Source organism: Polynucleobacter sp. MWH-P3-07-1 (genome assembly GCF_018687555.1).
Lineage (GTDB): Bacteria > Pseudomonadota > Gammaproteobacteria > Burkholderiales > Burkholderiaceae > Polynucleobacter.
Genome location: NZ_CP061296.1, coordinates 178,230 through 202,626 on the forward strand (window position 1 = coordinate 178,230; position 24,397 = coordinate 202,626).

22 protein-coding genes, 1 tRNA gene and 2 pseudogenes are annotated in these 24,397 nt (G+C 47.3%); 13 read left to right on the forward strand and 12 right to left on the reverse strand.

The window, feature by feature from the left end; translation table 11 throughout:
• Positions 1–7: 7 nt before the first annotated feature.
• On the forward strand, positions 8–520 hold the full coding sequence (locus ICU98_RS00985) for a methylated-DNA--[protein]-cysteine S-methyltransferase (protein ID WP_215352300.1): 513 nt from the start codon (positions 8–10) through the stop codon (positions 518–520).
• A gap of 7 nt (positions 521–527) precedes the next feature.
• On the opposite strand, the gene ICU98_RS00990 is transcribed toward ICU98_RS00985, so the two are convergent.
• Positions 528–1,499 (reverse strand): squalene/phytoene synthase family protein, encoded by a 972-nt coding sequence (locus ICU98_RS00990; RefSeq protein ID WP_215352301.1) that lies wholly within the window; start codon positions 1,497–1,499, stop codon positions 528–530.
• 104 nt (positions 1,500–1,603) lie between these two features.
• Between ICU98_RS00990 and ICU98_RS00995 the strand changes: the two genes are divergently transcribed.
• Both ICU98_RS00995 and ICU98_RS01000 read left to right on the forward strand, forming a co-directional pair.
• Positions 1,604–3,016, forward strand: coding sequence for a sodium:solute symporter family protein (locus ICU98_RS00995; RefSeq protein ID WP_215352303.1), 1,413 nt, complete (start codon positions 1,604–1,606; stop codon positions 3,014–3,016).
• 99 nt (positions 3,017–3,115) lie between these two features.
• Positions 3,116–4,135, forward strand: coding sequence for a 2-dehydropantoate 2-reductase (locus ICU98_RS01000; RefSeq protein ID WP_215352305.1), 1,020 nt, complete (start codon positions 3,116–3,118; stop codon positions 4,133–4,135).
• A gap of 29 nt (positions 4,136–4,164) precedes the next feature.
• On the opposite strand, the gene ICU98_RS01005 is transcribed toward ICU98_RS01000, so the two are convergent.
• The 3 genes from ICU98_RS01005 to ICU98_RS01015 all read right to left on the reverse strand — a co-directional run bounded on the left by ICU98_RS01005 (position 4,165) and on the right by ICU98_RS01015 (position 6,085).
• Positions 4,165–4,932, reverse strand: coding sequence for a fumarylacetoacetate hydrolase family protein (locus ICU98_RS01005; protein WP_215352306.1), 768 nt, complete (start codon positions 4,930–4,932; stop codon positions 4,165–4,167).
• Between the two features lie 50 nt (positions 4,933–4,982).
• A tRNA-Pro gene (locus ICU98_RS01010) sits at positions 4,983–5,059 on the reverse strand.
• Positions 5,060–5,080: 21 nt separating this feature from the next.
• Positions 5,081–6,085: a polyprenyl synthetase family protein gene (locus ICU98_RS01015; RefSeq protein ID WP_215352307.1), complete on the reverse strand. Its 1,005-nt coding sequence runs from the start codon at positions 6,083–6,085 to the stop codon at positions 5,081–5,083.
• Between the two features lie 76 nt (positions 6,086–6,161).
• Here ICU98_RS01015 and rplU point away from each other — a divergent pair, with 76 nt between their 5' ends.
• The 4 genes and pseudogenes from rplU to proB all read left to right on the forward strand — a co-directional run.
• Positions 6,162–6,473, forward strand: coding sequence for a 50S ribosomal protein L21 (rplU, locus tag ICU98_RS01020; RefSeq protein WP_011902040.1), 312 nt, complete (start codon positions 6,162–6,164; stop codon positions 6,471–6,473).
• A 26-nt stretch (positions 6,474–6,499) separates the two neighbouring features.
• Positions 6,500–6,760: a 50S ribosomal protein L27 gene (gene rpmA, locus ICU98_RS01025; protein ID WP_011902041.1), complete on the forward strand. Its 261-nt coding sequence runs from the start codon at positions 6,500–6,502 to the stop codon at positions 6,758–6,760.
• Positions 6,761–6,848: 88 nt separating this feature from the next.
• Positions 6,849–7,931 carry an Obg family GTPase CgtA gene (gene cgtA, locus ICU98_RS01030; RefSeq protein WP_215352308.1) on the forward strand — a complete coding sequence of 361 codons (1,083 nt, stop codon included), beginning with the start codon at positions 6,849–6,851 and terminating at the stop codon, positions 7,929–7,931.
• 13 nt (positions 7,932–7,944) lie between these two features.
• Positions 7,945–8,721: pseudogene (gene proB, locus ICU98_RS01035) on the forward strand (glutamate 5-kinase); the annotation flags it as partial.
• A gap of 9 nt (positions 8,722–8,730) precedes the next feature.
• Here the strand turns inward: proB and ICU98_RS01040 are convergent.
• Positions 8,731–9,300, reverse strand: coding sequence for a CNP1-like family protein (locus ICU98_RS01040; RefSeq protein WP_215336893.1), 570 nt, complete (start codon positions 9,298–9,300; stop codon positions 8,731–8,733).
• On the reverse strand, positions 9,293–9,892 hold the full coding sequence (locus ICU98_RS01045; RefSeq protein WP_215352310.1) for an RNA pyrophosphohydrolase: 600 nt from the start codon (positions 9,890–9,892) through the stop codon (positions 9,293–9,295). Before ICU98_RS01045 ends, ICU98_RS01040 begins: the two co-directional genes overlap by 8 nt.
• Positions 9,893–9,940: 48 nt before the next feature.
• Here ICU98_RS01045 and ICU98_RS01050 point away from each other — a divergent pair, with 48 nt between their 5' ends.
• Positions 9,941–11,683 (forward strand): proline--tRNA ligase, encoded by a 1,743-nt coding sequence (locus ICU98_RS01050; RefSeq protein WP_215352311.1) that lies wholly within the window; start codon positions 9,941–9,943, stop codon positions 11,681–11,683.
• Here the strand turns inward: ICU98_RS01050 and ffh are convergent, their stop codons facing one another.
• On the reverse strand, positions 11,684–13,066 hold the full coding sequence (ffh, locus tag ICU98_RS01055) for a signal recognition particle protein (protein WP_215352312.1): 1,383 nt from the start codon (positions 13,064–13,066) through the stop codon (positions 11,684–11,686).
• 20 nt (positions 13,067–13,086) lie between these two features.
• Between ffh and ICU98_RS01060 the strand changes: the two genes are divergently transcribed.
• The 5 genes from ICU98_RS01060 (at position 13,087) to ICU98_RS01080 (ending at position 19,838) form a co-directional block, all read left to right on the forward strand.
• Positions 13,087–13,935: an inner membrane protein YpjD gene (locus ICU98_RS01060; RefSeq protein ID WP_215352313.1), complete on the forward strand. Its 849-nt coding sequence runs from the start codon at positions 13,087–13,089 to the stop codon at positions 13,933–13,935.
• A 2-nt stretch (positions 13,936–13,937) separates the two neighbouring features.
• Positions 13,938–14,750 (forward strand): 1,6-anhydro-N-acetylmuramyl-L-alanine amidase AmpD, encoded by an 813-nt coding sequence (ampD, locus tag ICU98_RS01065; protein ID WP_371818426.1) that lies wholly within the window; start codon positions 13,938–13,940, stop codon positions 14,748–14,750.
• Positions 14,751–15,019: 269 nt separating this feature from the next.
• On the forward strand, positions 15,020–18,001 hold the full coding sequence (locus ICU98_RS01070) for a ribonucleoside-diphosphate reductase subunit alpha (protein ID WP_215352314.1): 2,982 nt from the start codon (positions 15,020–15,022) through the stop codon (positions 17,999–18,001).
• 44 nt (positions 18,002–18,045) lie between these two features.
• Positions 18,046–19,230, forward strand: coding sequence for a ribonucleotide-diphosphate reductase subunit beta (locus tag ICU98_RS01075; RefSeq protein ID WP_215337046.1), 1,185 nt, complete (start codon positions 18,046–18,048; stop codon positions 19,228–19,230).
• 332 nt (positions 19,231–19,562) lie between these two features.
• Complete coding sequence (locus ICU98_RS01080) at positions 19,563–19,838, forward strand: hypothetical protein (protein ID WP_371818427.1); 276 nt, start codon at positions 19,563–19,565, stop codon at positions 19,836–19,838.
• 192 nt (positions 19,839–20,030) lie between these two features.
• On the opposite strand, the gene ICU98_RS01085 is transcribed toward ICU98_RS01080, so the two are convergent.
• From ICU98_RS01085 to accB, 5 genes and pseudogenes are all read right to left on the reverse strand, one after another.
• Positions 20,031–20,990: a carbohydrate kinase family protein gene (locus tag ICU98_RS01085; RefSeq protein ID WP_215352315.1), complete on the reverse strand. Its 960-nt coding sequence runs from the start codon at positions 20,988–20,990 to the stop codon at positions 20,031–20,033.
• A gap of 26 nt (positions 20,991–21,016) precedes the next feature.
• Complete coding sequence (locus tag ICU98_RS08885) at positions 21,017–21,511, reverse strand: DUF3426 domain-containing protein (protein WP_251365399.1); 495 nt, start codon at positions 21,509–21,511, stop codon at positions 21,017–21,019.
• Positions 21,512–21,616: 105 nt separating this feature from the next.
• Positions 21,617–22,540: pseudogene (gene prmA, locus ICU98_RS08890) on the reverse strand (50S ribosomal protein L11 methyltransferase); the annotation flags it as partial.
• A gap of 2 nt (positions 22,541–22,542) precedes the next feature.
• Positions 22,543–23,907, reverse strand: coding sequence for an acetyl-CoA carboxylase biotin carboxylase subunit (accC, locus tag ICU98_RS01095; RefSeq protein ID WP_215336903.1), 1,365 nt, complete (start codon positions 23,905–23,907; stop codon positions 22,543–22,545).
• 12 nt (positions 23,908–23,919) lie between these two features.
• Positions 23,920–24,393, reverse strand: a complete 474-nt coding sequence (gene accB / locus ICU98_RS01100; RefSeq protein ID WP_215352317.1) for an acetyl-CoA carboxylase biotin carboxyl carrier protein — start codon at positions 24,391–24,393, stop codon at positions 23,920–23,922.
• Positions 24,394–24,397: the final 4 nt, after the last annotated feature.

Sequence of the window (24,397 nt, forward strand, 5' to 3'; positions counted from 1 at the left end):
ATTCTGAATGGCTACCCCTAAGTCGACTGCCGACACAGAAGCTTCACATTACTGCGTGATTCAGGCGCCCTTTGGCCGCCTCGGAATCTGGACTGAGGTGGTTGATGGTAGCTTGATGTTGGCAAAGATCGATTACCTGCCAATTCAATCAAAACTGATTGCCCCGAGAAATTTGTTGGCAAAGGAGGTTCAAAGACAGTGTCTAGCCTACTTTAAGGATCCTCACTTTGAGTTTGATATCCCATTAAAGCCCATCGGTACAGCACATCAAGAAAAGGTATGGCGTAATGCCCAACAGATTCCACTTGGCCAAACTGCAACCTATGGCGAGATTGCTAACAAAATGAAAAGTGGACCAAGGGCTGTTGGAAATGCTTGTGGCGCCAATCCTTTTCCGCTCATTACGCCTTGCCATCGAGTAGTGAGCGCCCAAGGACTTGGTGGCTATATGAAAGAGGACTCGCCTGGTTTCTACCGCACGATCAAAATTTGGCTGTTACGTCACGAAGGCGTTTTGTAAGCACTCTTTATTTCAGCAACTTTCTGAGATCTTGACTACTGAGATAGAAAAAAAGTTTAATCAGAAGGTTGCTTTGCGCTGCCAGTTTTGTGAAGCCATAAACTGTCCACACTACTCTACGCGTGAGCTTTTGCTCGGGAATGACCTTGGCTGAGTCTTTGCGGGCAATGGCATTTAGGGTTAAGACAGCTAATCCAAAGGCTAAAAAGCAAAAGCGGCGAATGCCCACATCTTGTTTTGGGATCAGCAAAATGTAATTACGGGCTTCTAAGAGTTTGTTGTAGGCAATTGTGAGTAGATCACTTTGACTCATTTTGGAGGGCCTCCAAGAAACTCCGCGGGCACGATCTTCTGAAGAGTCTTTCAAGATGTTGGTCATCTGTAGAGCTTGCCCAAAACCGATACTCAAGGATTCATTGCCCTGCATACTTTGAGCAAAGTGAGCGGAATGATTGCTAAAGAGATTAGTGAGTAACTCCCCCACAACACCTGCAACGACATAACAGTACTCTTCAAATTCTTTTAAATCGCTTAATCCGGCTGTCGATTGCCTAGTGTGAAAACGAGACATGCCTAAAGACATAATAGAAACACATTTGGTAACGGCCTCTTGATCTTGGGTAGTGCAGGTGTGCAAAATTCTCAAGACCGCAGGAATATGCTCAATCAGATCAAGCTCACTCAGATTGGAATGGTTTTTGAGGGCTGCCAAGCATGGCTCTACAAAAGCCTGGGGGGTCACTTTACCCACCACACTGTCCAAAAATAGTTGGGATAGCGCTTGTTTCGTGGATGGCTCTAGGTCAGATGCATCCTCGATCGTATCGACAATGCGACAGAGTAGGTAGGCGTTGCCGACGACTTTTTCCAAAGACGCTGGCAGTAATGGGATCGTGAGGGCAAAGGTTCTCGAAACCGAGCCCAGAATCGATTTTTGATAGGCTAGGTCGGCTTGCGGATTTGCCGAGGAAGTGTTCACGCCTGAATTATGTCAGAAGGGCTTGCCTCAAGTTGGTTCAAAACCTTCCTTTGCCATAAGTAACAAGATCTTATAATTTGGCAAATTCATAAAGGAACTAGATTGTGCTGATTTGGTTTGTGATCATTTATTGGGTTATATCGGTGGGCATTGGCCTCTGGGCTGCCTTGCGCGTGAAAGACACAGCAGACTTTGCTGCTGCAGGTCACAGCCTGCCACTCCCGATTGTTACCGCCACTGTATTTGCTACCTGGTTTGGTTCAGAAACCGTACTCGGCATTCCAGCAACCTTCTTAAAAGAGGGAATGGGCGGAATCGTCGCAGACCCATTTGGTTCTTCACTCTGTCTCATTCTGGTGGGCCTCTTTTTTGCTCGCCATCTCTACAACCGAAAAATGCTCACTATTGGCGATTTCTTTCGAGAAAAGTATGGCCGTACAGTCGAAGTTTTAGTCACCCTCTGTATTGTTGTGTCTTATCTTGGTTGGGTTGCCGCACAAGTTAAGGCTTTAGGGTTGGTGTTCAACGTTGTTTCTGAAGGAAGTATTTCTCAGACGGGCGGCATGCTCATCGGCGCATGTAGTGTATTGATCTACACCTTGTTTGGAGGAATGTGGTCAGTGGCGATTACAGACTTCATCCAAATGATCATCATCGTGATTGGCATGCTGTATATCGGTGGCGAAATGTCCACGCAAACGGGCGGAGTGATGCCTGTGATTCAACATGCAGCTGCTGCAGGCAAGTTTAATTTCTGGCCCGATATGAATTTAGCTTCAGTACTCGGTTTTATTGCTGCTTTATTCACCATGATGCTAGGCTCAATACCTCAGCAAGATGTGTTCCAACGGATTACCTCATCTAAAAATGTCAATATTGCGGTTCAGGCTGCAATCTTGGGCGGAGTTCTTTATTTCATTTTTGCCTTTGTGCCGCTCTATCTGGCCTACTCTGCAACACTCATTAGTCCTGATTTGGTTAATCAATATCTCGATACTGATCCGCAAATGATCTTGCCTAAGTTAGTCTTAAATCATGCCCCAATGATTGCGCAGATCATGTTTTTTGGTGCCTTGCTCTCCGCGATCAAGAGTTGCGCTAGTGCAACTTTGTTAGCGCCCTCTGTCACTTTTGCAGAAAATATCGTCAAAGGTTTTTTTAGACATCTTTCCGATCAACAGTTGCTCAAGATCATGCGCATCACCGTGATTTGTTTTGCTGTGGTGGTTACTTTCTTTGCAGTCAATTCACAGCTCTCTATTTTTAAGATGGTTGAGAGCGCTTATAAGATCACGCTGGTGGCAGCTTTTGTACCACTGGCTTTCGGGGTGTATTGGTCGAAGGCCAATTCCTTGGGCGGTTTGTTGGCAATTGTGTTTGGGCTCACTATTTGGATTAGTTGTGAAATGTTGGCTCCAGATGCTGTGATGCCGCCCCAGCTTGCTGGTTTATTGGCAAGTATTTTTGGGATGATTGCAGGAGGGTTTACCCCAAGAGCGCTCTTAAAAGCAGTGTAAAGATTGCTATTACCTAAAAATTGAGTCATTTTTGATATTGCACTGCAAAATATTCTCATCTAATATGACAGTAATTCAATATTATTTTGCAAGGCAGTCATGAAAATTTGCGTCATCGGTGGAGGAGGTGCTATCGGCGGATATCTAGCCGTCATGCTAGCCCGAGCTGGAAATGAAGTTACTGTTGTGGCGCGCGGGGCAACCTTAGCTGCCATCCAGGAGCGCGGCTTGGCTTTGATCATGGATGATCAGCCAGAGCCACTAATAGCACAAGTCAAAGCAGTAGAAAAAATTACTGATGTCAAAAATCCTGATATCGTGATTTTGGCGGTGAAGGCTCATCAAGTAGAACCCATCGTTGATGATTTAGCAAACATTATGGGCCCCAAAACCATTTTGATTCCAATGCAAAATGGCATTCCTTGGTGGTACTTCCAAAAACTGGCAGGACCATTTCAGGATCATTCCGTTGAGACGGTCGATGCGGGTGGTAAGGCTAAAAAAGCGATTAACCCCGAAAACATTATTGGCTGCGTTGTTTACCCCGCGACCTTTACCCAGGCGCCTGGAGTGATTCGTCACGTTGAAGGTAATCGCTTTCCGATTGGCGAACTCAATGGTCAAGTTACAGAGCGAATTCAAGCTGTGTCTGAAGTCATGGTTGCTGCCGGATTTAAGTCACCCGTCTTAGAGGATATTCGTTCTGAAATTTGGTTGAAGCTCTGGGGCAATATGACCTTTAATCCCATTAGCGCTTTGACACATGGAACTCTCGAAGGTATTTGTCAGTACCCTCTGACTAGGGAGCTAGCCCGGAGCATGATGGCGGAAGCGCAAACGATTGCTGAGAAATTAGGTGTCACTTTTCGTGTCGATATTGAGCGTCGTATTGCTGGCGCAGAAAAAGTGGGTAAACACAAAACCTCAATGCTGCAAGATTTAGAAGCAGGCCGCAGTTTGGAGGTGGATGCTTTGTTAGGGTCGGTAATTGAATTAGGAAAGATTACTGAGACTCCAACTCCTTGCTTGAATACAGTCTTTGCTTTGACTAAGTATCTTGACGAGAACGTGCAGGCATCCAAAGGAAGTCTATCGCTTCCATCCGTATCAGGATATTAATATTGGCGGTATTGAGTGAGTTGTCAAGCTCACTCAAATATATTGTCGAGTCGACCTACACTATCGATCACGATACTCACTTGACTGCCTGGTTTCATGGAGCCAACGCCAACTGAAGTTCCGCAGGCAATAATGTCGCCCGGTTCAAGTGGAACATCCTGTGAGATGAGACTGACAAGCTTTTCGGGTGGAAAAATCATATCGCTAACAGGGTAGTTTTGGCGCTCTTGCTCATTCAAAATGGTTTTGATGTGGAGTGACATGGGATCAACACCGCTGGTAATGTATGGGCCGAATACACCAAAGGTGTTAAAGCTCTTTGAGCGCGTCCACTGCGCATAACCAGGATCGCGATTGAGAATCTCTATCGCAGTGACATCATTGATGCAGGTGTAACCAAAGATGGAGTTTTGTGCCTCAGACTCAGATGCTTCATAGCAGTGCTTACCAATCACAATACCAAGCTCTCCCTCGTAGACCACTTTGCCGGAATAGGATTTTGGAGTACGAATCACTTTGCCATTCGCTAGGAAGGAATTATTACCCTTCAGAAAATACAAAGGTTCAGCGGGAATTGCATGCTCTAGCTTGCTAACTAAGGCATGAAAGTTATCTACCATCGCAATCATCTTGGAGGGCGCGCAGGGGATATCAATTTCTACCTCTGCAAGAGGAATCCTCTCCCCTGTGGGCTGCGGATTGGCAAACATGTTTCCAGAGTGAACTTGGATCTGTTCTCCTAATAGTTGACCGAAGCCCGGTTTATTGTGATGAGTAAATCTGAGCCATTGCGCCATAGTGTTCCTCGATGAAAGAGATCAATATGATTATCTTACAGGGCAAGCGCTGGTCGGAATGAGAGGATTCGAACCTCCGACCCCCTCGTCCCGAACGAGGTGCGCTACCAGGCTGCGCTACATTCCGTTAGAAATACTTTAGCAATAATTAGGATTGTCTAGCAAGTGAGTATTGGCATAAAGCAAACAAGGCATCAGTAGCCTCATTTTTGGGAAAGGAGGCTAGGCACTCTTTCGCTAAATGCGCCTCTTTCTGAGCGGCCGCCTGGGTGTAATCCAGCGCACCAGAATCTTGAACTGCTTTCAGAATTTGAGCGAAGACATCTTGAGGTAGATCTTGGTTTTGTTCGATCGCTGCCCGCACTAAAAGCTGTTCCTCATGGCTTCCTTTTTCGAGGAGATAAATGAGGGGTAGAGTTGGCTTACCTTCGCGTAAATCATCACCAGCATGCTTTCCCATTTGTTCGGCATCTGCTGTGTAGTCTAGCAAGTCATCCATGAGTTGGAAGGCGGTGCCAATATGGCGACCAAAGGCAGCGGCGGCTTCTCTCTCGGCTTCACCTGCTCCAGCAATGATTGCACCTAGTTCGCTAGATGCTTCAAATAATTTGGCAGTTTTATAGCGAATGACTCTGAGGTAACTTTCTTCGTCGACTTCAGGGTCATTCATATTGAGCAGCTGTAAAACTTCGCCCTCGGCAATCGTATTGGTTGCGTCTGACAGAATCTCCATGACTCTGAGGTCATTAGGGCCGACCATCATTTGAAAGGCTCTTGAGTATAGGAAGTCGCCCACCAGAACACTGGCAGCATTGCCAAAAGCAGCATTGGCGGTTTCGCGCCCTCTCCGAAGCGTGGATTCATCAACCACATCGTCGTGCAGCAAAGTCGCCGTATGAATGAATTCAACTACGGCAGCAAGCTCTAGAGCGTGAGGCATTTCTTTGCCCTTGGATAGGGCCTTGGCAACTAGCATCAGTAGGGCAGGACGGACCCGCTTGCCGCCAGCCTGGATGATATAAGTAGAGATTTGGTCAATTAAGGCCACTTTTGAGGCCAAACGTAGCCGAATGAGGTCGTCTAAGGCCTTGAAATCTAAGGAAATAGGCGCCAGAATCTGGTTTAGCTCATTGTTTTTGACAGAGGTGGTCATGCAAGATATAATAATGGGCTTGGCTAATCCAGGGTGGATTAGCCCAAAATGTAGGCTTAAATTGAGGTTTCAAACCATGTACGCGGTCATAAAAACCGGTGGCAAACAGTATAAAGTTGCTGCTGGCGAAAAATTGAAAATAGAACAGATACCAGCGGAAATCGGCAGCGAAATCACTCTTGACCAAGTCCTCGCCGTAGGCGAAGGCGCATCACTGAAATTAGGTGATCCATTGGTTAATGGTGCAGCTGTGATGGCCACTGTCGTCTCCCAGGGACGTCACGATAAAGTGACAATCTTTAAGATGCGCCGTCGCAAGCATTATCAAAAGCACCAAGGCCATCGTCAGAATTTCACTGAGATTCTGATTAACACGATCAAAGCCTAATTAGGCGGGAATAGCAGGAGAAAGATATGGCACAGAAAAAAGGCGGCGGCTCGACACGAAACGGCCGTGACTCAGAATCGAAACGTCTAGGCGTTAAGGTATTTGGCGGCGAGCATATTAATGCTGGCAGCATCATCATTCGTCAACGTGGCACACGTGTTCATCCAGGTGCTAACGTTGGTATTGGTAAAGATCACACTTTGTTCGCCTTGATTGATGGACAAGTTGAGTTTGGCGTGAAGGGTGCTTTGAAGAAGGCCCAAGTTTCAGTCTTGCCTCGTTCATAAGGCGCCTGACTGAGACACGTTTTAATTCAGATTGATTCCGAATTTAACTCTTAGGAACAGGCCTCGCTAAGCGAGGCCTTTTTTATTCATGAAATTTATAGACGAAGCACGTATCGAAGTAATCGCAGGCCAGGGTGGCGCTGGAAGTGCTTCTATGCGCCGTGAAAAATTCATTGAATTTGGTGGCCCTGATGGTGGTGACGGTGGCAAAGGCGGAAGCGTCTGGGCAATCGCCGATCGCAACATCAATACCTTAATTGATTACCGTTACGCTAAAACCCATACGGCAAAAAATGGGGAGCCAGGGCGAGGCGCTGATTGTTATGGTCGTGCGGGCGATGATATTGAATTGCGTATGCCGGTTGGCACAATCATTGCCGATTACGAAACAGGTGAGCCAATTGCTGACCTTACTACGCATGGGGAGCGTTTGTGCTTAGCCCAGGGCGGAGTTGGTGGTTGGGGCAATATTCACTTTAAAAGCAGTACTAATCGTGCTCCTCGACAAAAAACAAATGGTAAGCCAGGTGAACGCCGAAAACTGAAGCTTGAGCTCAAGGTGTTGGCTGATGTAGGCTTGTTGGGTATGCCAAACGCTGGTAAATCAACCTTGATTACCGCCGTTTCTAATGCGCGCCCCAAAATTGCAGATTACCCATTTACAACCTTGCACCCGAATTTGGGTGTGGTGCGTGTTGGCAGTGAGCGAAGTTTTGTGATTGCCGATATTCCTGGCCTGATCGAGGGTGCCGCAGAAGGTGCCGGCTTAGGCCATCGCTTCTTACGTCACCTTCAGCGTACCGGTGTCTTATTGCATCTCGTAGATCTTGCGCCCTTTGATGAAAATATCGATCCTGTTGCAGATGCAAAGGCAATTGTGAACGAGTTACGTAAGTACGACGAGGCTTTGGTTGAAAAACCCCGTTGGTTGGTGCTCAATAAGGTTGATATGATTCCCGAGGAAGATCGGGCTAAAGTGGTCGCTAATTTTGTGAAGAAGTTTAAGTGGCAAGGTCCTGTTTTTGAAATCTCTGCATTGACAGGCTTGGGTTGCGATAAGCTTTGTTATGCCTTGCAAGATTATTTAGATTCCGTTCGCCGTGATCGTGACGAGGCAGATGAACGTGCTGAGGACCCACGCTATCAAGTAGAAGATAAGAACCCAGATTAAAGTATTCACGCATATGCATAGCAGACAATCAAAACGTGTCGTTGTCAAAGTTGGATCTAGTCTCGTCACCAATAATGGTGAGGGCCTAGACCGGGCAGCGATTGCGAAGTGGGCAGAGCAAATTGCTGCATTGTTAAAAGCAGGGCACCAAGTCCTGATGGTGAGCTCAGGCGCAATTGCTGAGGGTATGCAGCGCTTGGGTTGGGCTACTAGACCACAGGAAATTCATCAGCTGCAAGCAGCAGCAGCGGTTGGGCAAATGGGCTTGGTTCAGGTATACGAAAGCTGTTTTGCACATTTCAATTTACGGAGTGCGCAAATTCTATTAACGAACGCAGATCTGGCAAATGATGAGCGCAATGCTAATGCCAAGGCGACTCTCGAAACGCTATTAAAGCTGGGTGTGATACCCATCATTAATGAAAACGATACTGTAGTGACCGATGAAATTAAATTCGGAGATAACGATAACTTAGCTGCATTAGTAAGTAATTTAATCGAGGCGGATCTTCTGATTATTCTGACGGATCAGGGCGGTTTATATAGTGCTGATCCACGCCATGATGTATCTGCGCATTTAGTCAGTCAAGGTATGGCTGGTGATCCAGCCTTAGAAAAAATGGCGGGTGGTGCAGGCAGTCATCTGAGTAAGGGTGGAATGTTGACTAAAGTATTGGCTGCGAAAGTGGCAGCCCAAACTGGAGCCTCTACAGTGATTGCCTCTGGCAAGGAAGACGATATTCTGACACGCCTACTGTCAGGCGAAAGTATTGGCACCTGCTTAAGCGCCAATTAATCATTAGTTGCCTATCACTCCATTAGAGTTTGAAGGCTGTGTCCCACCAGTAAATTTCTCTGGATTAAGAGCGCGCAAAACTGCCGGCAGATGGGTCTCTTGACTATTAAAGCTGCATAAGGCACCCTGAGCTAGCGCTGCTTGATAGCGGTTTGGGGTATGGAGCTTAATGTCTTTCCACTCGCTTAATGGGTTTGGTCGCCAAGCTCCTGATTCAAAGGTGCCGTAAAGTCGCCACTGGTAAGAATCACAACGTATGCCTTCGTATTGCGCTTGTTGTTGGCCGCTGGGATTAGTCATCACTACGATATACCGAGTTACACCATCAGCTCCAATCAAGATGGCACTCGTATCAATTGAAAACTTGAAAACGGTCTCTTGAGAAACATAAAAAGACTGAAGCTTATCCGGGTTTGGAGGGTTTAAAGGCATCGTTGTTACCCCCTCTTTAAAGACAGTTGGGGCAAAAGGGTCTACGCCGCTCACCATTGGGTCGCCACCGCACGCAGTCAGGATTAAACAAGCAAGGGGAATCAGAATCCTTAAGCCAGTTTTTGAAGAAGATTTAATCATTCGAGTATTTACCCTCTTTCGCGTCTTTGACAGAACCTTCTTTGGGATAAAAAGATTGCATGAGTTCAAGAGGAGATCCCCAGACCAATTCTTGCATTTTGCTACTCCGACTCAGATATCGAGCCAACTCAGAAAGAGCGAGCTGATAAACCTCACGTTTGAATTCAATAACGGAATTGAGCTCAATCCAGAATGGAACCCAGCGCCAAGCATCAAATTCTGGGTGCTCCGATGCTCTTAAATGAATATCACTATCTAGCCCGACTAAACGCAATAGAAACCAGATTTGCTTTTGACCACGATAGGCGGGTCGATGAACGCGGGTAGGGTGTTGTCGCCGCAAGTACTCTTCAGGGACGTCATAGCGAAGCCAATCCCGGGTTCGCCCAATAATTTGGACGTGCTCAGGCAGTAAGCCTACCTCCTCATGCAATTCGCGATACATGGCCTCTTCTGGACTCTCGCCATGCTGAATTCCGCCCTGCGGAAACTGCCACGAATGCTGCCCAACACGTTTTCCCCAGAAAACCTCGTTGTGGCCATTGAGGAGGACAATGCCAACATTGGCTCTATATCCTTCACGGTCAAGCATGATCGTGCCCCAAATCCTTTAAAATCAACGATTTGATTATATCCATACATGAAAGCTTCACAATCATTTCTCGCGACGCTAAAAGAAGCCCCCTCGGATGCTGAGGTGGTCTCGCACAAGCTTATGGTGCGCGCAGGGCTTATTCGAAAATTAAGCGCTGGTATTTATAACTACCTCCCTTTAGGGTTAAAGGTGATTCGTAAGGTAGAAAATATCATTCGCGAGGAAATGAATCGCGCAGGCGCAATTGAATTATTAATGCCCATGATTCAACCTGCCGAGCTTTGGCAAGAAACTGGCCGTTGGGAAAAAATGGGCCCAGAGTTACTCCGCATTAAAGATCGCCATGAGCGTGATTTTTTAATTCAGCCTACATCAGAGGAAGTGATCACTGATCTGGCGCGCAATGAGATCAAGAGTTACAAGCAACTGCCCATCAATTTCTATCAGATTCAAACAAAGTTTCGGGATGAGCGTCGCCCCCGTTTTGGAATCATGCGTGGGCGCGAGTTCAGCATGAAGGATGCTTATTCTTTCGACCGTGATGTAGAAGGCCTAAAGAAATCCTATCAAATGATGTTTGATGCCTACACGCGCATTTTTCAAAGAATGGGTCTCAAGTTCCGTGCTGTAACTGCAGACAACGGGGCGATTGGTGGCTCTGGTAGTCAAGAATTCCATGTGATTGCAGATACGGGCGAGGATGCGATCGTCTATTGCCCAAGTTCGGATTACGCAGCAAATCTAGAGGCCGCTGAATCTTTAGCCTTGATTGCCAGCAGAGCAGATGCAAAACAGGCAATGCAAAAGGTGGCGACTCCAGATAAAACGAACTGTGCAGAAGTGGCGGTGCTATTAAATATCCCACTTGAGACAACAGTGAAGTCTCTCTTATTTGCTGTCGATCAAGAAAAAGGCCCGGCTAAATTATTTATGTTGCTATTGCGTGGTGATCACGAGCTCAATGAAGTGAAAGCGAGCAAGATTCCTGGCATGGCGGATTCTCGTTTTGCAACAGAGGCCGAAATTTCGCAAGCTTGTAACGCTCCAGCGGGATACCTAGGTCCTGTTGGTGTTGGTGCCGATGTCACAGTGGTGGCAGATCGTACTGTCGCCAATATGTCTGACTTTGTTTGTGGTGCCAATCTTGTAGGTCATCACTTGACCGGTGTGAATTGGGTGCGCGACCTACCTGAGCCTGTGGTGATGGATTTGCGCAATGCGGTAATTGGTGATCCATCGCCAGACGGTAAAGGCGTTGTGGATATCTGTCGAGGGATTGAAGTCGGCCACATTTTTCAATTGGGAACACGTTATTCAGAGGCAATGGGCTGTACCTATCTTGATCAGCAAGGTAAATCTCAGCCAATGGTCATGGGTTGCTATGGTATTGGCGTTACGCGTCTTCTTGGGGCTGCTATCGAGCAAGGTCATGATGAGCGCGGTATTGTTTGGCCGATTTCGATGGCGCCGTTTGAAGTCGTGATCTGTCCGATGAATTACGACAAGTCTGAGCAGGTTAAGACCGCTGCTGACGAATTGCATGAACAGTTAATCGCGGCAGGTATTGACGTGATCCTTGATGATCGTGGTGAGCGTCCGGGCGCGATGTTTGCTGACTGGGAGTTGATTGGTGCACCATTCCGGGTAGTGATTGGCGATCGTGGCTTAGCAGATTCGCTGGTGGAATTTAAAGGACGTACTGATGCAGAGTCCAAAAATATTCCGATTGCAGAAATCAAAGACAAAGTAGTTGCTGCTGTGAATGCAGCGAAGCAATTCGTCGTTTAATTACTTTTTAAATAAGCCGCCGATACCCTTGGCGGCTCCCTTAGCGGCCATACCCGCCATAGCGCGGGCCATCTTCCCACCTTTGAATTGCTTCATCATGGTTTGCATTTGCTCAAACTGTGCGAGTAAGCGATTGACCTCTTGAACTTCAACGCCAGCTCCTGCAGCAATGCGACGTTTACGACTGGCTTTCAGAAGTTCAGGTTTGCTGCGTTCTTTTGGTGTCATGCTGTCGATGATCCCGCGCATTCGGATGATTTGTTTGTCAGCCTGACCCATATTGGCTTTACTCGCAGCTTGCGCCATATGACTTGGGAGTTTGTCCATCAGACTCGCCATCCCGCCCATTTGCTGCATTTGAGAAATCTGATCCCGAAAGTCCCCCAGATCAAATCCACCTTTAGATATTTTTGTCGCTAGCTTTTCTGCTTTAGCAACGTCTACATTTTGTTGTGCTTGTTCTACGAGGGCAAGGATGTCGCCCATTCCCAAAATACGGTTTGCCATACGTTCAGCATCAAACGCTTCAAGTCCATCCATCTTCTCCGCAGTGCCAATGAACTTGAGTGGGACGCCAGTGATCTGACGAACCGAGAGTGCGGCACCTCCGCGTGAATCACCATCCAGCTTGGTGAGAATGACGCCCGTTAGTGGCAACGCATCATGAAAAGCTTTGGCGGTATTGACTGCATCTTGACCAAGCATGGCATCGACGACAAATAGGGTCTCAATCGGGTTGAGTTTGTCATGCAGCTCTTGAATCTCTCGCATGAGCACTTCATCAATGCCCAGTCGGCCAGCAGTGTCTACCAGCAGCACATCAAAGTAATGGCGGCGCGCCCAGTCCAGGGCCGCTAGCGCGATGGCAGCAGGTTGTTGATCAATGCTACTCGGAAAGCACTCGGCGCCAACTTGCTTACTAACGGTGGCCAACTGTTCAATAGCAGCAGGACGGTATACGTCGCAGGAAACGGTGAGCACCTTCTTTTTCTTTTTCTCTTGCAGCCATTTAGCCAGTTTGCCTACCGAAGTGGTTTTACCAGCACCTTGCAGGCCAGCCATGAGAATGACTGCTGGAGGTTGGGTTGCTAAATTGATTTCACCGCTCTTTAACCCATCACCAGCCATTACCTGAGCGAGTTCTCGTTGGACTACCCCAACTAAGGCCTGCCCAGGACTCAGACTTCCAACCACCTCTTCACCAAGGGCTTTAAATTTAATTTGCTCAAGAAGCGTTTTAACAACAGGAAGGGCTACGTCAGCCTCCAATAGGGCTAAACGGATTTCCCGAAGCATTTCTGTAGTGTTGCTTTCGGTCAAGCGAGCTTGCCCCCGCATGGTTTTCACAACACGAGATAAGCGATCGGTCAGGTTCTCTAGCATTTATGGATTAGACTTTCTAGATGGACATTTTAGGTTACCTCAGCTGCAGTTGGCTCACACCAGCCCTTTATCTTCTACTTTTAGTCTTTTTGACCTTAAGTGCACAGGCTTTGGCGCAATCCCCATTCTTTATTGGGCTGGTTCGCATCAGCATCTTTTTTATCCTGATCATTCACGGCATCCAGTTGCATGAATCGGTTTTTACAGCGCAAGGCTTCGTTTTTGGCTTTGCTCAAGATCTCTCCCTGATTGCGTGGGCGGGCCTGGCTTTTTATTGGTTCCAGTCTTGGTTTTTGCCCATCGTCAGTTTGCGTTGGATGGCCTTAATCTTTGCGATGGTTTGCTCCGCGCTACCAGGTCTTTTTCCAGGCACTCTCCTGTCCCCGGCTGCGGTCTCTGATCCTTGGTTCAAGGGGCACTTTATTGTTGCCACGCTATCAGTGGGCCTGTTGAGTCTGGCAGCAATGCACGCTATGTTGATGAGTATTCAGGATCGGGCCTTGCATAGACAGCTCAGTATTCGGCCTAATGGATTTTTGGCGCATTGGCTAGAAGATCTGCCACCCTTGCTCACCATGGAAAACCTATTGTTTAGCCTCCTCTATGTTGGCTTTGCGCTCTTAAGTTTGACAGTGTTTTCAGGCTTATTTTTTTCCCAAACTCTGTTTGGCAGACCTTTGGTGTTTGATCACAAAACCGTTTTTGCCCTGATCTCTTGGTTTTTATTTGGCGGCCTGTTAGCAGCGCGCTGGCGAGTTGGGTTACGCGGCAGAGCGGCAGTGCGTTGGGTGTTAAGTGCCTATAGCGCATTGTTGTTGGCATACGTAGGGAGCCGATTTGTTTTGGAAGTCATCCTCCATAAGGTCTGAACTTGATTAAGTGGCTACTTTTAGTGCTGGGCGCTGCTTACTTCTACTATTGGTTTAAAGGTAAGGAGCGGGCTGCACAAGCTAGGCTCGCTCAAGCCCAGCTAGAGGCCCAAAGGAAAGGCGCCATGCCTCAGGTAATGGTGCAGTGTCAGCTTTGCCATGTGCACCTTCCAAAATCTGAGGCGATTAAACAAGAAGACCGTTTTTATTGTTCGGCTCAGCATCTGTACGCTCTAGATCATTCCGGTTGGCTTGGGGCAGCCCTGTGGCGACCCTCCCCAAACCATGATTCCCGTCCAGACGGCTGTAGCCCCGACTTAGTGGTGATGCATCACATTAGTTTGCCGCCCAGTGAGTTTCAGAAGCGCACATGCACCCAATACATTATTGATTTTTTCCAAAATACGCTTGATCCGACTGTGCATCCTTACTTTGCAGAAATTAGTAGCCAAAAAGTATCTAGTCACTTTTTAATCTCTCGCCAGGGTCAAATCTTTCAATTGGTTTCTACCAAGCAAAGGGCCTGGCATGCAGGGGTCTCTGAGTTTTTGGGTAGAGAGCGTTGTAATGATTTCTCGATCGGGATCGAAATGGAGGGGGACGGCGATTCTCCATTTGAAGAAATTCAGTATCAAGAGCTCAGCACATTGATTCAATATTTGGAGAAAGCATTTCCCCAACTGCAATTTGCAGGACATAGTGATATCGCACCTCAAAGAAAAACAGACCCTGGAAAATATTTCGACTGGGCTAAGTTGCAGAAAACAACACTCATTCCTGAGAAAAATTTCCCATTTGGACTGGATTCGCGCTAGTTAAAAATTCTGATGTGAGGATCTACTCACTTCTCTAGCCCCATTGAAAAGGGCTCAAATATTTCAGTTTAAAAATGACTCAAATTGGTGCTGAAGACTAGTGAAAATACTTACGCAAATTTGTAATAAAAGTCTTACTAAACTGGAAATATTTCCCTATACTTAGTATCAAATGAATAAAAAAACACTAGATGTAGTGTTTTCTGTAGACAATAGCCCTTTGTATTTAAAGACTTTTTACCCGATCACTATATATAAGTAGGAAAAACATGACATACGCCAATCCACAAACCGCTGACCAACAAGCTGGGGTAGCCAATCAGGGCTCGAACCCTGGTAGTTCAGTAAGTCAGACGCCTTCCGCTGGCTTTGTGGCCGGCGGGGTAGGTGGGACCCAAGCAACCCAGCTTTCGGACTACAAAATCATTCGTCGTAACGGTTCTGTAGTGGCTTTCGAGCCATCAAAGATTGCCATTGCCGTTACCAAAGCCTTCTTGGCGGTCAATGGTGGTCAAGGCGCTGCTTCTGCTCGTGTGCGTGAACAAGTTGAGCAATTAACCCACGCAGTTGTCCGCGCGTTATTGCGGAGCCGTCCAAATGGTGGCACTTTCCACATTGAAGATATCCAAGATCAAGTGGAATTGGCATTGATGCGCAGTGGCGAGCACAATGTGGCCCGCGCTTATGTGCTTTACCGTGAAAAGCGCAATCAAGAGCGCGCAGCCCAACAAGGCGTTTCACAAGAAGCTCAGGCAGCTACCCAGGCAGGTGAGTCGGGTATTAAGGTGACCGATAACGGCCAAGAGAAGTGGTTGGATATGGCTGCTTTGCGCACCGTCATTGAAGCTGCTTGCGAAGGCCTTGGCAATCACATTGATGCCACACCCATCATTACTGAAACCATCAAAAATCTGTATGACGGTGTGCCAATGGCGCAGGTGTACGACTCTGCGATCTTGGCCTCACGCACTTTGATCGAAAAAGATCCAGCCTATAGTCAAGTGACAGCGCGCATTCTGATGCACGTGATTCGTAAAGAAATTTTGGGTCGTGAAGTGTTGCAAGGTGATATGCAAGCTGAATACAGCACTTACTTCGCTAAGTACATCAACGAAGGTATTGCTGCTGAATTGTTAGATCCGCGCATGCGTGAATACGATTTACCAAGACTGGCTGCCGCTTTGAATGCAAATCGCGATTTGCAATTTAACTACCTTGGCTTGCAAACTTTGTATGACCGCTACTTCTTACATATCGAAGATCGTCGCATTGAAATGCCACAAGCCTTCTTCATGCGGGTTGCTATGGGTCTGGCTTTGAATGAAATGGACCGTGAGCGTCGTGCAATTGAGTTCTATGAAATCTTGTCTACATTTGATTTCATGTCCAGCACACCAACTTTGTTTAACTCAGCTACCACTCGTCCTCAGCTTTCAAGCTGCTACCTGACTACAGTGGATGATGATTTGGATGGCATCTATGAGGCTTTGAAAGAGAACGCCTTACTGTCGAAGTTTGCTGGCGGTCTTGGCAACGACTGGACTAACGTTCGTGCGCTCGGTAGCCACATTAAAGGTACCAACGGTAAATCACAAGGTGTTGTGCCATTCCTCAAGGTGGTGAACGACACAGCAGTTGCGGTTAACCAAGGTGGCAAGCGTAAGGGCGCAGTGTGTGCCTACCTCGAAACATGGCACTTGGATATTGAAGAGTTCTTAGAGTTGCGTAAGAACACTGGCGATGATCGTCGTCGTACTCATGATATGAATACCTCAAACTGGATTCCAGATTTGTTCATGAAGCGCGTTATGGAAAATGGTGACTGGACTTTGTTCTCCCCATCCAACACGCCAGATTTGCATGACAAGTATGGCAAAGCGTTTGAAGAGGCATATGTTGCCTATGAAAAGAAAGCCGATGCTGGCGAGATCAAACCTTTCCGCAGAATTCCGGCGCAGCAGTTATGGCGCAAGATGCTCGGTATGTTGTTTGAGACCGGCCATCCTTGGATTACTTTCAAAGATCCTTGCAACATCCGTAGCCCACAGCAGCATATTGGTGTGGTGCACTCATCTAATCTGTGTACTGAGATCACTCTCAATACCAATGAGTCTGAAATCGCAGTTTGTAACTTAGGCTCAGTGAACTTAACTGCGCACATGACCACAGATGCATCAGGCAAGATGATTTTGGATCACGAGAAGTTGCACAAGACGATCCGCACTGCAATGCGCATGTTGGATAACGTGATCGATATCAACTATTACGCAGTAGCTAAAGCACGCAATTCCAATCTTAAGCATCGTCCAGTTGGTTTGGGCATTATGGGCTTCCAGGATTGCTTGCATATGCAGCGTATTCCTTACGCTAGCGACGAAGCAGTCAAGTTCGCGGATTCTTCAATGGAAGCGATTTGCTATTACGCTTACTTAGCATCTAGCGAGCTGGCTGAAGAGCGCGGCACCTACAGCACCTACAAAGGCTCATTGTGGGATCGCGGCATCCTCCCACAAGACTCGGTAGCTTTGTTAGCACAAGAGCGTGGTGGCTATGTTGAGGTTGATGGCTCCTCACAGATGAATTGGGATAGCTTGCGTAGCCGAATCAAGCAGCATGGCATGCGTAACTCCAACTGTGTAGCGATTGCTCCAACCGCAACGATCTCAAACATCATCGGCGTTTCTGCTTGTATCGAGCCAACTTTCCAGAATCTATTCGTTAAATCGAATCTTTCTGGTGAATTTACGGTTGTAAATGAGTACTTAGTGCGTGATTTGAAAGATCGCGGACTATGGGATGAGGTCATGATTGCCGATCTGAAGTATTTCGATGGCACCTTGTCCAAAATCGATCGTATTCCACAAGATTTACGTGATTTGTACGCAACTGCTTTTGAAGTGGAGCCAGGCTGGTTAGTTGAAGCCGCTTCCCGCCGTCAGAAATGGATTGACCAAGCCCAGTCTTTGAATATTTACATGGCTGGTGCATCCGGCAAGAAATTAGACGACACTTACAAGTTGGCATGGTTACGCGGTTTGAAGACAACCTATTACCTCCGCACAATGGCTGCAACCCACGTTGAGAAATCCACTGTTGCTAGTGGCCAACTCAACTCAGTTTCTAGTGGTGGTGGCGTAAATGGTACCGATGCAGCTGCAGCAAGTGCTGCTGGTGCAGTAGAGGCGGACGGTCCAGTTTGCACAATGCGTCCAGGCGACGCTGGTTTCGAAGAATGTGAAGCATGTCAATAAGCCATTTGCTGATTGACTGACAAGAAAGAATTAAGGAGAGCATGATGTTGAATTGGGAAGAAGAAGTTGCGCCAGCCCTGGCAAGAACCGGACTTGCACCGCAGCCTGTAGTTGCTGAAGTACAGCGCCCACAGCCAGACCAAGTTGCTATCGCACCGCAGCAAGTTGCGCCAGCACCAGTGCAATCTGCCCCTGCGGCAGGCGGCGCAGCATTGCGCGTCAATGCTGCCGATAAGCGCGTGATTAATGCCAAGACTGACGTTAATCAGTTGGTTCCATTTAAATATAAGTGGGCTTGGGAAAAGTATTTGGCGGGTTGTGCAAACCACTGGATGCCACAAGAGATCAATATGAACCGCGACATCGCGCTTTGGAAAGATCCTAATGGCCTGACAGAAGATGAGCGTCGCATTATTAAACGCAATCTCGGTTTCTTTACAACAGCCGACTCTTTGGCTGCGAACAACATTGTTTTGGGTACTTATCGTCACATTACGGCTCCAGAATGCCGCCAGTACCTCTTGCGCCAAGCTTTTGAAGAGGCAATTCATACCCATGCGTACCAATATATTGTGGAATCTTTGGGTCTAGATCAGGCTGAAATCTTCAATGCGTACAACGAAATTGAATCTATTCGCGCTAAAGATCAATTCTTAATCCCATTTATTGATGTCTTAACTGACCCGAATTTTCAGACTGGCACATTAGAAAATGATCAAAAACTACTTCGTTCACTGATTGTTTTTGCTTGCGTAATGGAAGGTTTGTTCTTTTATGTTGGTTTTACGCAAATACTTGCAATGGGTCGCCAAAACAAAATGACGGGTGCTGCTGAGCAGTATCAATACATCTTGCGCGATGAGTCGATGCACTGCAATTTTGGGATTGATTTAATTAACCAAATCAAGCTGGAGAACCCACAGTTATGGACTTCTGCATTCAAAGACGAGATCAAATCCATCTTTGAAAAAGCAGTCGAATTAGAGTATCGATATGCAGAGGATACGATGCCTCGCGGAGTGCTCGGATTGAACGCGCCAATGTTCAAAGGTTACCTAAGATACATCTGTAATCGCAGATGTTTGCAAATAGGACTTGACGCAATGTTCCCAAATGAAGAGAATCCATTCCCATGGATGTCAGAAATGATAGATCTGAAGAAAGAACGAAACTTTTTTGAGACACGCGTTATTGAGTATCAAACCGGTGGTGCGCTAAGTTGGGAGTAGTTAGTCAGTAATAGTGCACATCCGGCTAAATAGGAGATTAGACGGTTGGATAGTATTCAGAGTCAGTTAAACCAGGCGAAATTCCGAAAACCCTTGCTCAAGGGTGTCTGGGCTACTCTCCCTATTTTTTTCACCACATTTAAAAAGCCGTTGCCCTTTGGGGCCGCGGCTTTTTTTCCAAGATTCATTAGCGTGCAGTACAAAGCATCAAGCCGCGCGCCGATGAATGGCTCGCTCGCCAACTCTTTAATGCCGCAAGGCCTTATGGAATGGAGTGGTCGGGTCTTCTTAAACGGTAGTTTGTACTAATCCTCACGTGAAGGAGCAATATTATGGCAATCGCCAAGAAAAAAACCGCTGCAAAGAAACCAGCTGCCAAGAAAGTTGCAGCTAAGAAGCGTCCAGCTGCTAAGAAGCGTCCAGCAGCTAAAAAAGTAGCTGCTAAGAAGCGTCCAGCTGCTAAGAAGAAAGTAGCTGCTAAGAAGCCTGCTGCTAAAAAAGTAGCTGCTAAGAAGCGTCCAGCTGCTAAGAAGAAGGTTGCTGCTAAGAAGCCTGCTGCTAAGAAAGTAGCTGCTAAGAAGCGTAAACCAGCTGCAAAAAAAAAGTAAGTAAGCCTGCTGCGAAGAAAAAAGCGGGCTCTGTTAAAAAGCCTGCTGCCAAAAAAGCTGCAGCTTCAACTCCGTTGAATCCTGCTGCTGCTTGGCCCTTCCCAACTGGCACACGTCCATAAGCCTCGGCTTGTAGGTGTGTGAAGTTCCAAGGGGTCTCTTATGAGGCCCCTTTTTTATTGCCCAAACGCATTAGAAGTGAAAGCCAAAAGCGGTTTTGAACTGAGCGCTAATCTCATCTTTGGAGGGTTTGTGGTTTTGCGGTCCTTGGTGGGTAATTTTGATGGAGCCCATTAGGCTAGCCAGTCGGCCAGTGGTTTCCCAGTCCATGCCATTTTCGAGGCCATAGAGGAGACCGCCTCTGAATGCGTCGCCACAGCCGGTGGGGTCAACAACTTTGGCGGCGGGTACTGGAGGAATAGCAATCTTTTTGCTGCCTGAATAAACTTCAGCACCCTCGGCACCCTTGGTCACAATCAGCGCCTTCACCCGCTCAGCAATTTTGTCTAGACTCATCCCGGTTCTTTTGGCAAGCATTTCACCTTCGTAGTCATTGACTGCCAGGTAGCTAGCCAAATCGATCAATTCTAATAATTCAGGGCCATTAAACATGGGCAAACCCTGTCCCGGATCAAAGATGAATGGGATTTCTGCGTTAGCCAACTGATGACAGTGTTCCCACATGCCTTGACGACCATCTGGAGCCACAATACCGATTTTGGCTTGCCCCTTTTTGCTTTGGGTGCGTTCGTCAACCACTCTAGAGACTAAATTGAGGTGCGATTCATTCATGGCGCCAGGATGAAAGGCCGTAATTTGATTATTGGATTGATCGGTCGTGATCATTGCTTGCGCAGTAAAAGCATCGTTGATCTGGCGAATATGGGTGGCATCAATCTGGAGTGCTTGAAGATGATGTAGGTAAGGATCAGCATCACCACCGACTGTTGCCATGATGATGGGATCCCCGCCGAGGAGATGCAGGTTATAGGCAATATTGCCTGCACAGCCCCCGAATTCTCGACGCATAGTGGGTACTAGAAAGGCCACATTGAGAATATGAATTTGCTCAGGAAGAATTTGATCAGCAAATTTGCCTTCAAAATTCATGATGGTGTCGTAAGCGACTGAACCGCAAATTAAGCTGGCCATAAAAAGATTCCGTTTAAGAGAAAAAATTAGTGAGAAGGATAAAACAGTCGAACACGGTAGCCCGCCACTTGATTAGGCAGGGTAATTACTAGTTCAGTATGAATATTTTCTAAAGCAGGTGCGCCAGTGCGCAAAAAGTTGGGATGAAGTTCTTGAAACTGAGCAGGGATCCATTCGGAAGGAGAAAATTCAATCGTTTGAATTACGGTTTCCTCGGGATCTGTCAAAGAAATTTCTAAATTGGGCCATAAAACAGCAATTCCAATGCGATTGTTGATGTCAACTTTCAAAATAGATTGCTTAGAAGGATTTTTAAGCACCTCTTGAGCGTGATCGAGTGCAAGACTAGCCGAGTTGATCTTCCATGCTGAAAAATCGCTTACAGGGCGATCTATGCAGCCTAAGGCGCTACATAACTTGCGATCAATTTGTTGCAGCACAAAAAAAGCACGGTGTGAAAACGTATTTGCATTGTTATCTGAGATTGGTGCTAATGCTGGGAGTAGGGTTTGTCTAAACATATGCTCGCCAAACAAGAGAGTCAGAATCAAAAACAAGACTAACAAGACTGGCCTAACTTTTTTTTTGAGCCCGACTAAAAAATGACCCTGGGATTTGCTTGGTAGGGTTCCCTGCAAACAAACCCATCCATCACTTTCTTTCCAGACCGATAGCTCTAGCCATTGGCGATAGGTCGCTATGACCTCATCTGCTTGGCGCGCCAAGACACCAGACAACACAATTTGGCCGTCCGGGCGGATTTTGTTGACCAAAGCTGGTGCTAAAACTTGAAGAGGGTTAGCAAGGATGTTCGCCATCACAATGTCGTATTTAGCCTCAGGTGCAAGTTCAACCGCTCCCTCATTCGGAAGAACAAATTGAATATCGACCTGATTGATTTGGGCGTTGCTTTGAGCGGCGACGATCGCTTGTGGATCAATATCAGTTCCAACGACGGCAGTGCACCCAAGTTTTGCAGCCGCGATTGCCAATATGCCTGAGCCACACCCGTAATCGAGCAAGGTTTGATTACGCAATTGAGTATGTTGCTCTAGCCAGAGCAAACAGAGGTGGGTGGTGGGGTGACTACCAGTGCCAAACGCTAACCCCGGGTCTACTGCAAGACAAATCGCTTGAGGATCGTTCGACGGCGTCTCATGCCAAGAGGGAACTACCCAGATGCGTTTACCGATCTGAATTGGTGCAAATTGACTTTGTGTCAGCCGCACCCAATCTTGTTCTTCAACACGCTTTTCTTCTGGAGCGGGAATCTCAAAACCCAGATCCTTTAGAGCTGCCAACAAGTTGCTGATGAAATCCGGTGCATCGGATTGATCCATTTCAGGATTGAAGAGCGCTGTGACGGATGAGCGATCCCAAGCTTGAACCTCGGGAGATAAACCTGGCTCACCATACAGCGGGTTTTCATCATAGCCACCTGCTGCGTCATCTTCTACGGTGACAGAGAGGGCTCCGAGTTCGAGCAGTGCATCCCCTAGGGGTTCTGCAATTTCAGCAACGACCGTAAAAATCAGTTCACGATAGGCCATCTTTAGGTTTTACCGCGACTGGCTGCTTGCTCTTCTAGGCGGTGCTCTAGGTAATGAATGCTGGTTCCACCCTCGATGAAGTTCGGATCAAGCATCAACTCGCGATGCAGCGGGACATTGGTTGTGATGCCATCAATCACCATTTCTGAGAGAGCGATTTGCATGCGACGAATTGCTTGCTCGCGAGTATTGCCGTAGGAAATCAGTTTGCCGATCATCGAGTCATAGTTTGATGGCACTACATAGCCGCTGTAAGCATGAGAGTCAACCCGAATACCGGGTCCTCCTGGCATATGCCAAGACTGAATCCGGCCAGGACTGGGAGTGAACTTGAAAGGGTCTTCGGCATTGAGGCGGCACTCGATAGCATGTCCACGAAAGACAATATCTTTTTGACGGTAGGCCAACTTCAGACCAGCTGCAATTCGAATTTGCTCTTGCACAATATCTACACCCGTAATCATTTCGGTAACAGGATGCTCAACCTGTACACGGGTGTTCATTTCAATGAAGAAAAATTCACCATCTTCATAGAGGAACTCAAAGGTGCCGGCACCACGATAGCCAATTTTTCTGCAGGCCTCGGCACAACGCTCGCCGATCTTGGCAATCAAGCGACGATCAATTCCAGGAGCTGGTGCTTCCTCAATCACTTTTTGGTGACGGCGTTGCATCGAGCAATCGCGTTCGCCTAACCAGATGGCATTACCATGGGTATCAGCGAGTATCTGAATCTCAACATGGCGTGGCTTCTCTAAAAACTTTTCCATGTAAACCTCTGGATTGCCAAAGGCCCTGCCCGCTTCTTCACGCGTCATATTGACGGCATTAATCAGGGCCGCTTCAGTATGTACCACACGCATGCCGCGTCCACCACCACCGCCAGCTGCTTTAATAATCACTGGGTAACCAACCCGTTTTGCTGTTGCAATGATTTCTTTAGGATCATCGGGTAGGGCGCCTTCTGAACCAGGTACACAGGGGACGCCTGCTTTGATCATGGCCCGTTTGGCAGAGACTTTATCGCCCATGAGGCGAATGGACTCCGCCTTGGGTCCGATGAAAGCAAAACCAGATTTCTCAACACGCTCTGCAAAGTCAGCATTCTCGGAAAGAAAACCGTACCCAGGATGAATTGCCTCAGCATCAGTGACTTCTGCAGCAGAAATAATGGCTGGCATATTGAGGTAACTTAAGGGTGAGGGTGGCGGCCCAATACAAACCGCCTCATCGGCTAACTTGACGTACTTTGCCTCTTTGTCGGCAGTGGAATAGACCACAACTGTTTTAATACCCAATTCTCGGCAAGCGCGTTGAATCCGCAGAGCGATTTCGCCCCGATTAGCAATCAGAATCTTATCGAACATGGCGACCTAAAGTTAAGCGATGACGAAGAGCGGTTGATCGAATTCAACACCCTGACCGTTTTCACACAGAATTTGTTTAATGACGCCCGCTTTTTCAGCCTCAATCTCATTGAGTAATTTCATAGCTTCGATGATGCACAGTGTTTGACCTACCGCGACGGTATCACCTACTTTTACAAAATCTGGAGACTCGGGATTGGGTGCCCTGTAGAAAGTGCCGACCATCGGCGAGTGCACTGTGAATCCAGTTTCTACAACAGGACTTTCAGTAGCTACTGGTGCGCTAGCTGTGGAGGCGACGGGAGCAGGGGCAGAATGCATCACTTGCATCGGTGTGGGGTTGGCATAAACCACTTGCCCACCACCAGTATTTGATGTTCCAGCGTTCACAATGCGAACGCGATCTTCGCCTTCGTTCACTTCTAATTCTGAGATGCCGGATTCAGCAACAAGATCGATCAAGGTTTTGAGTTTTCTAAGATCCATGGTT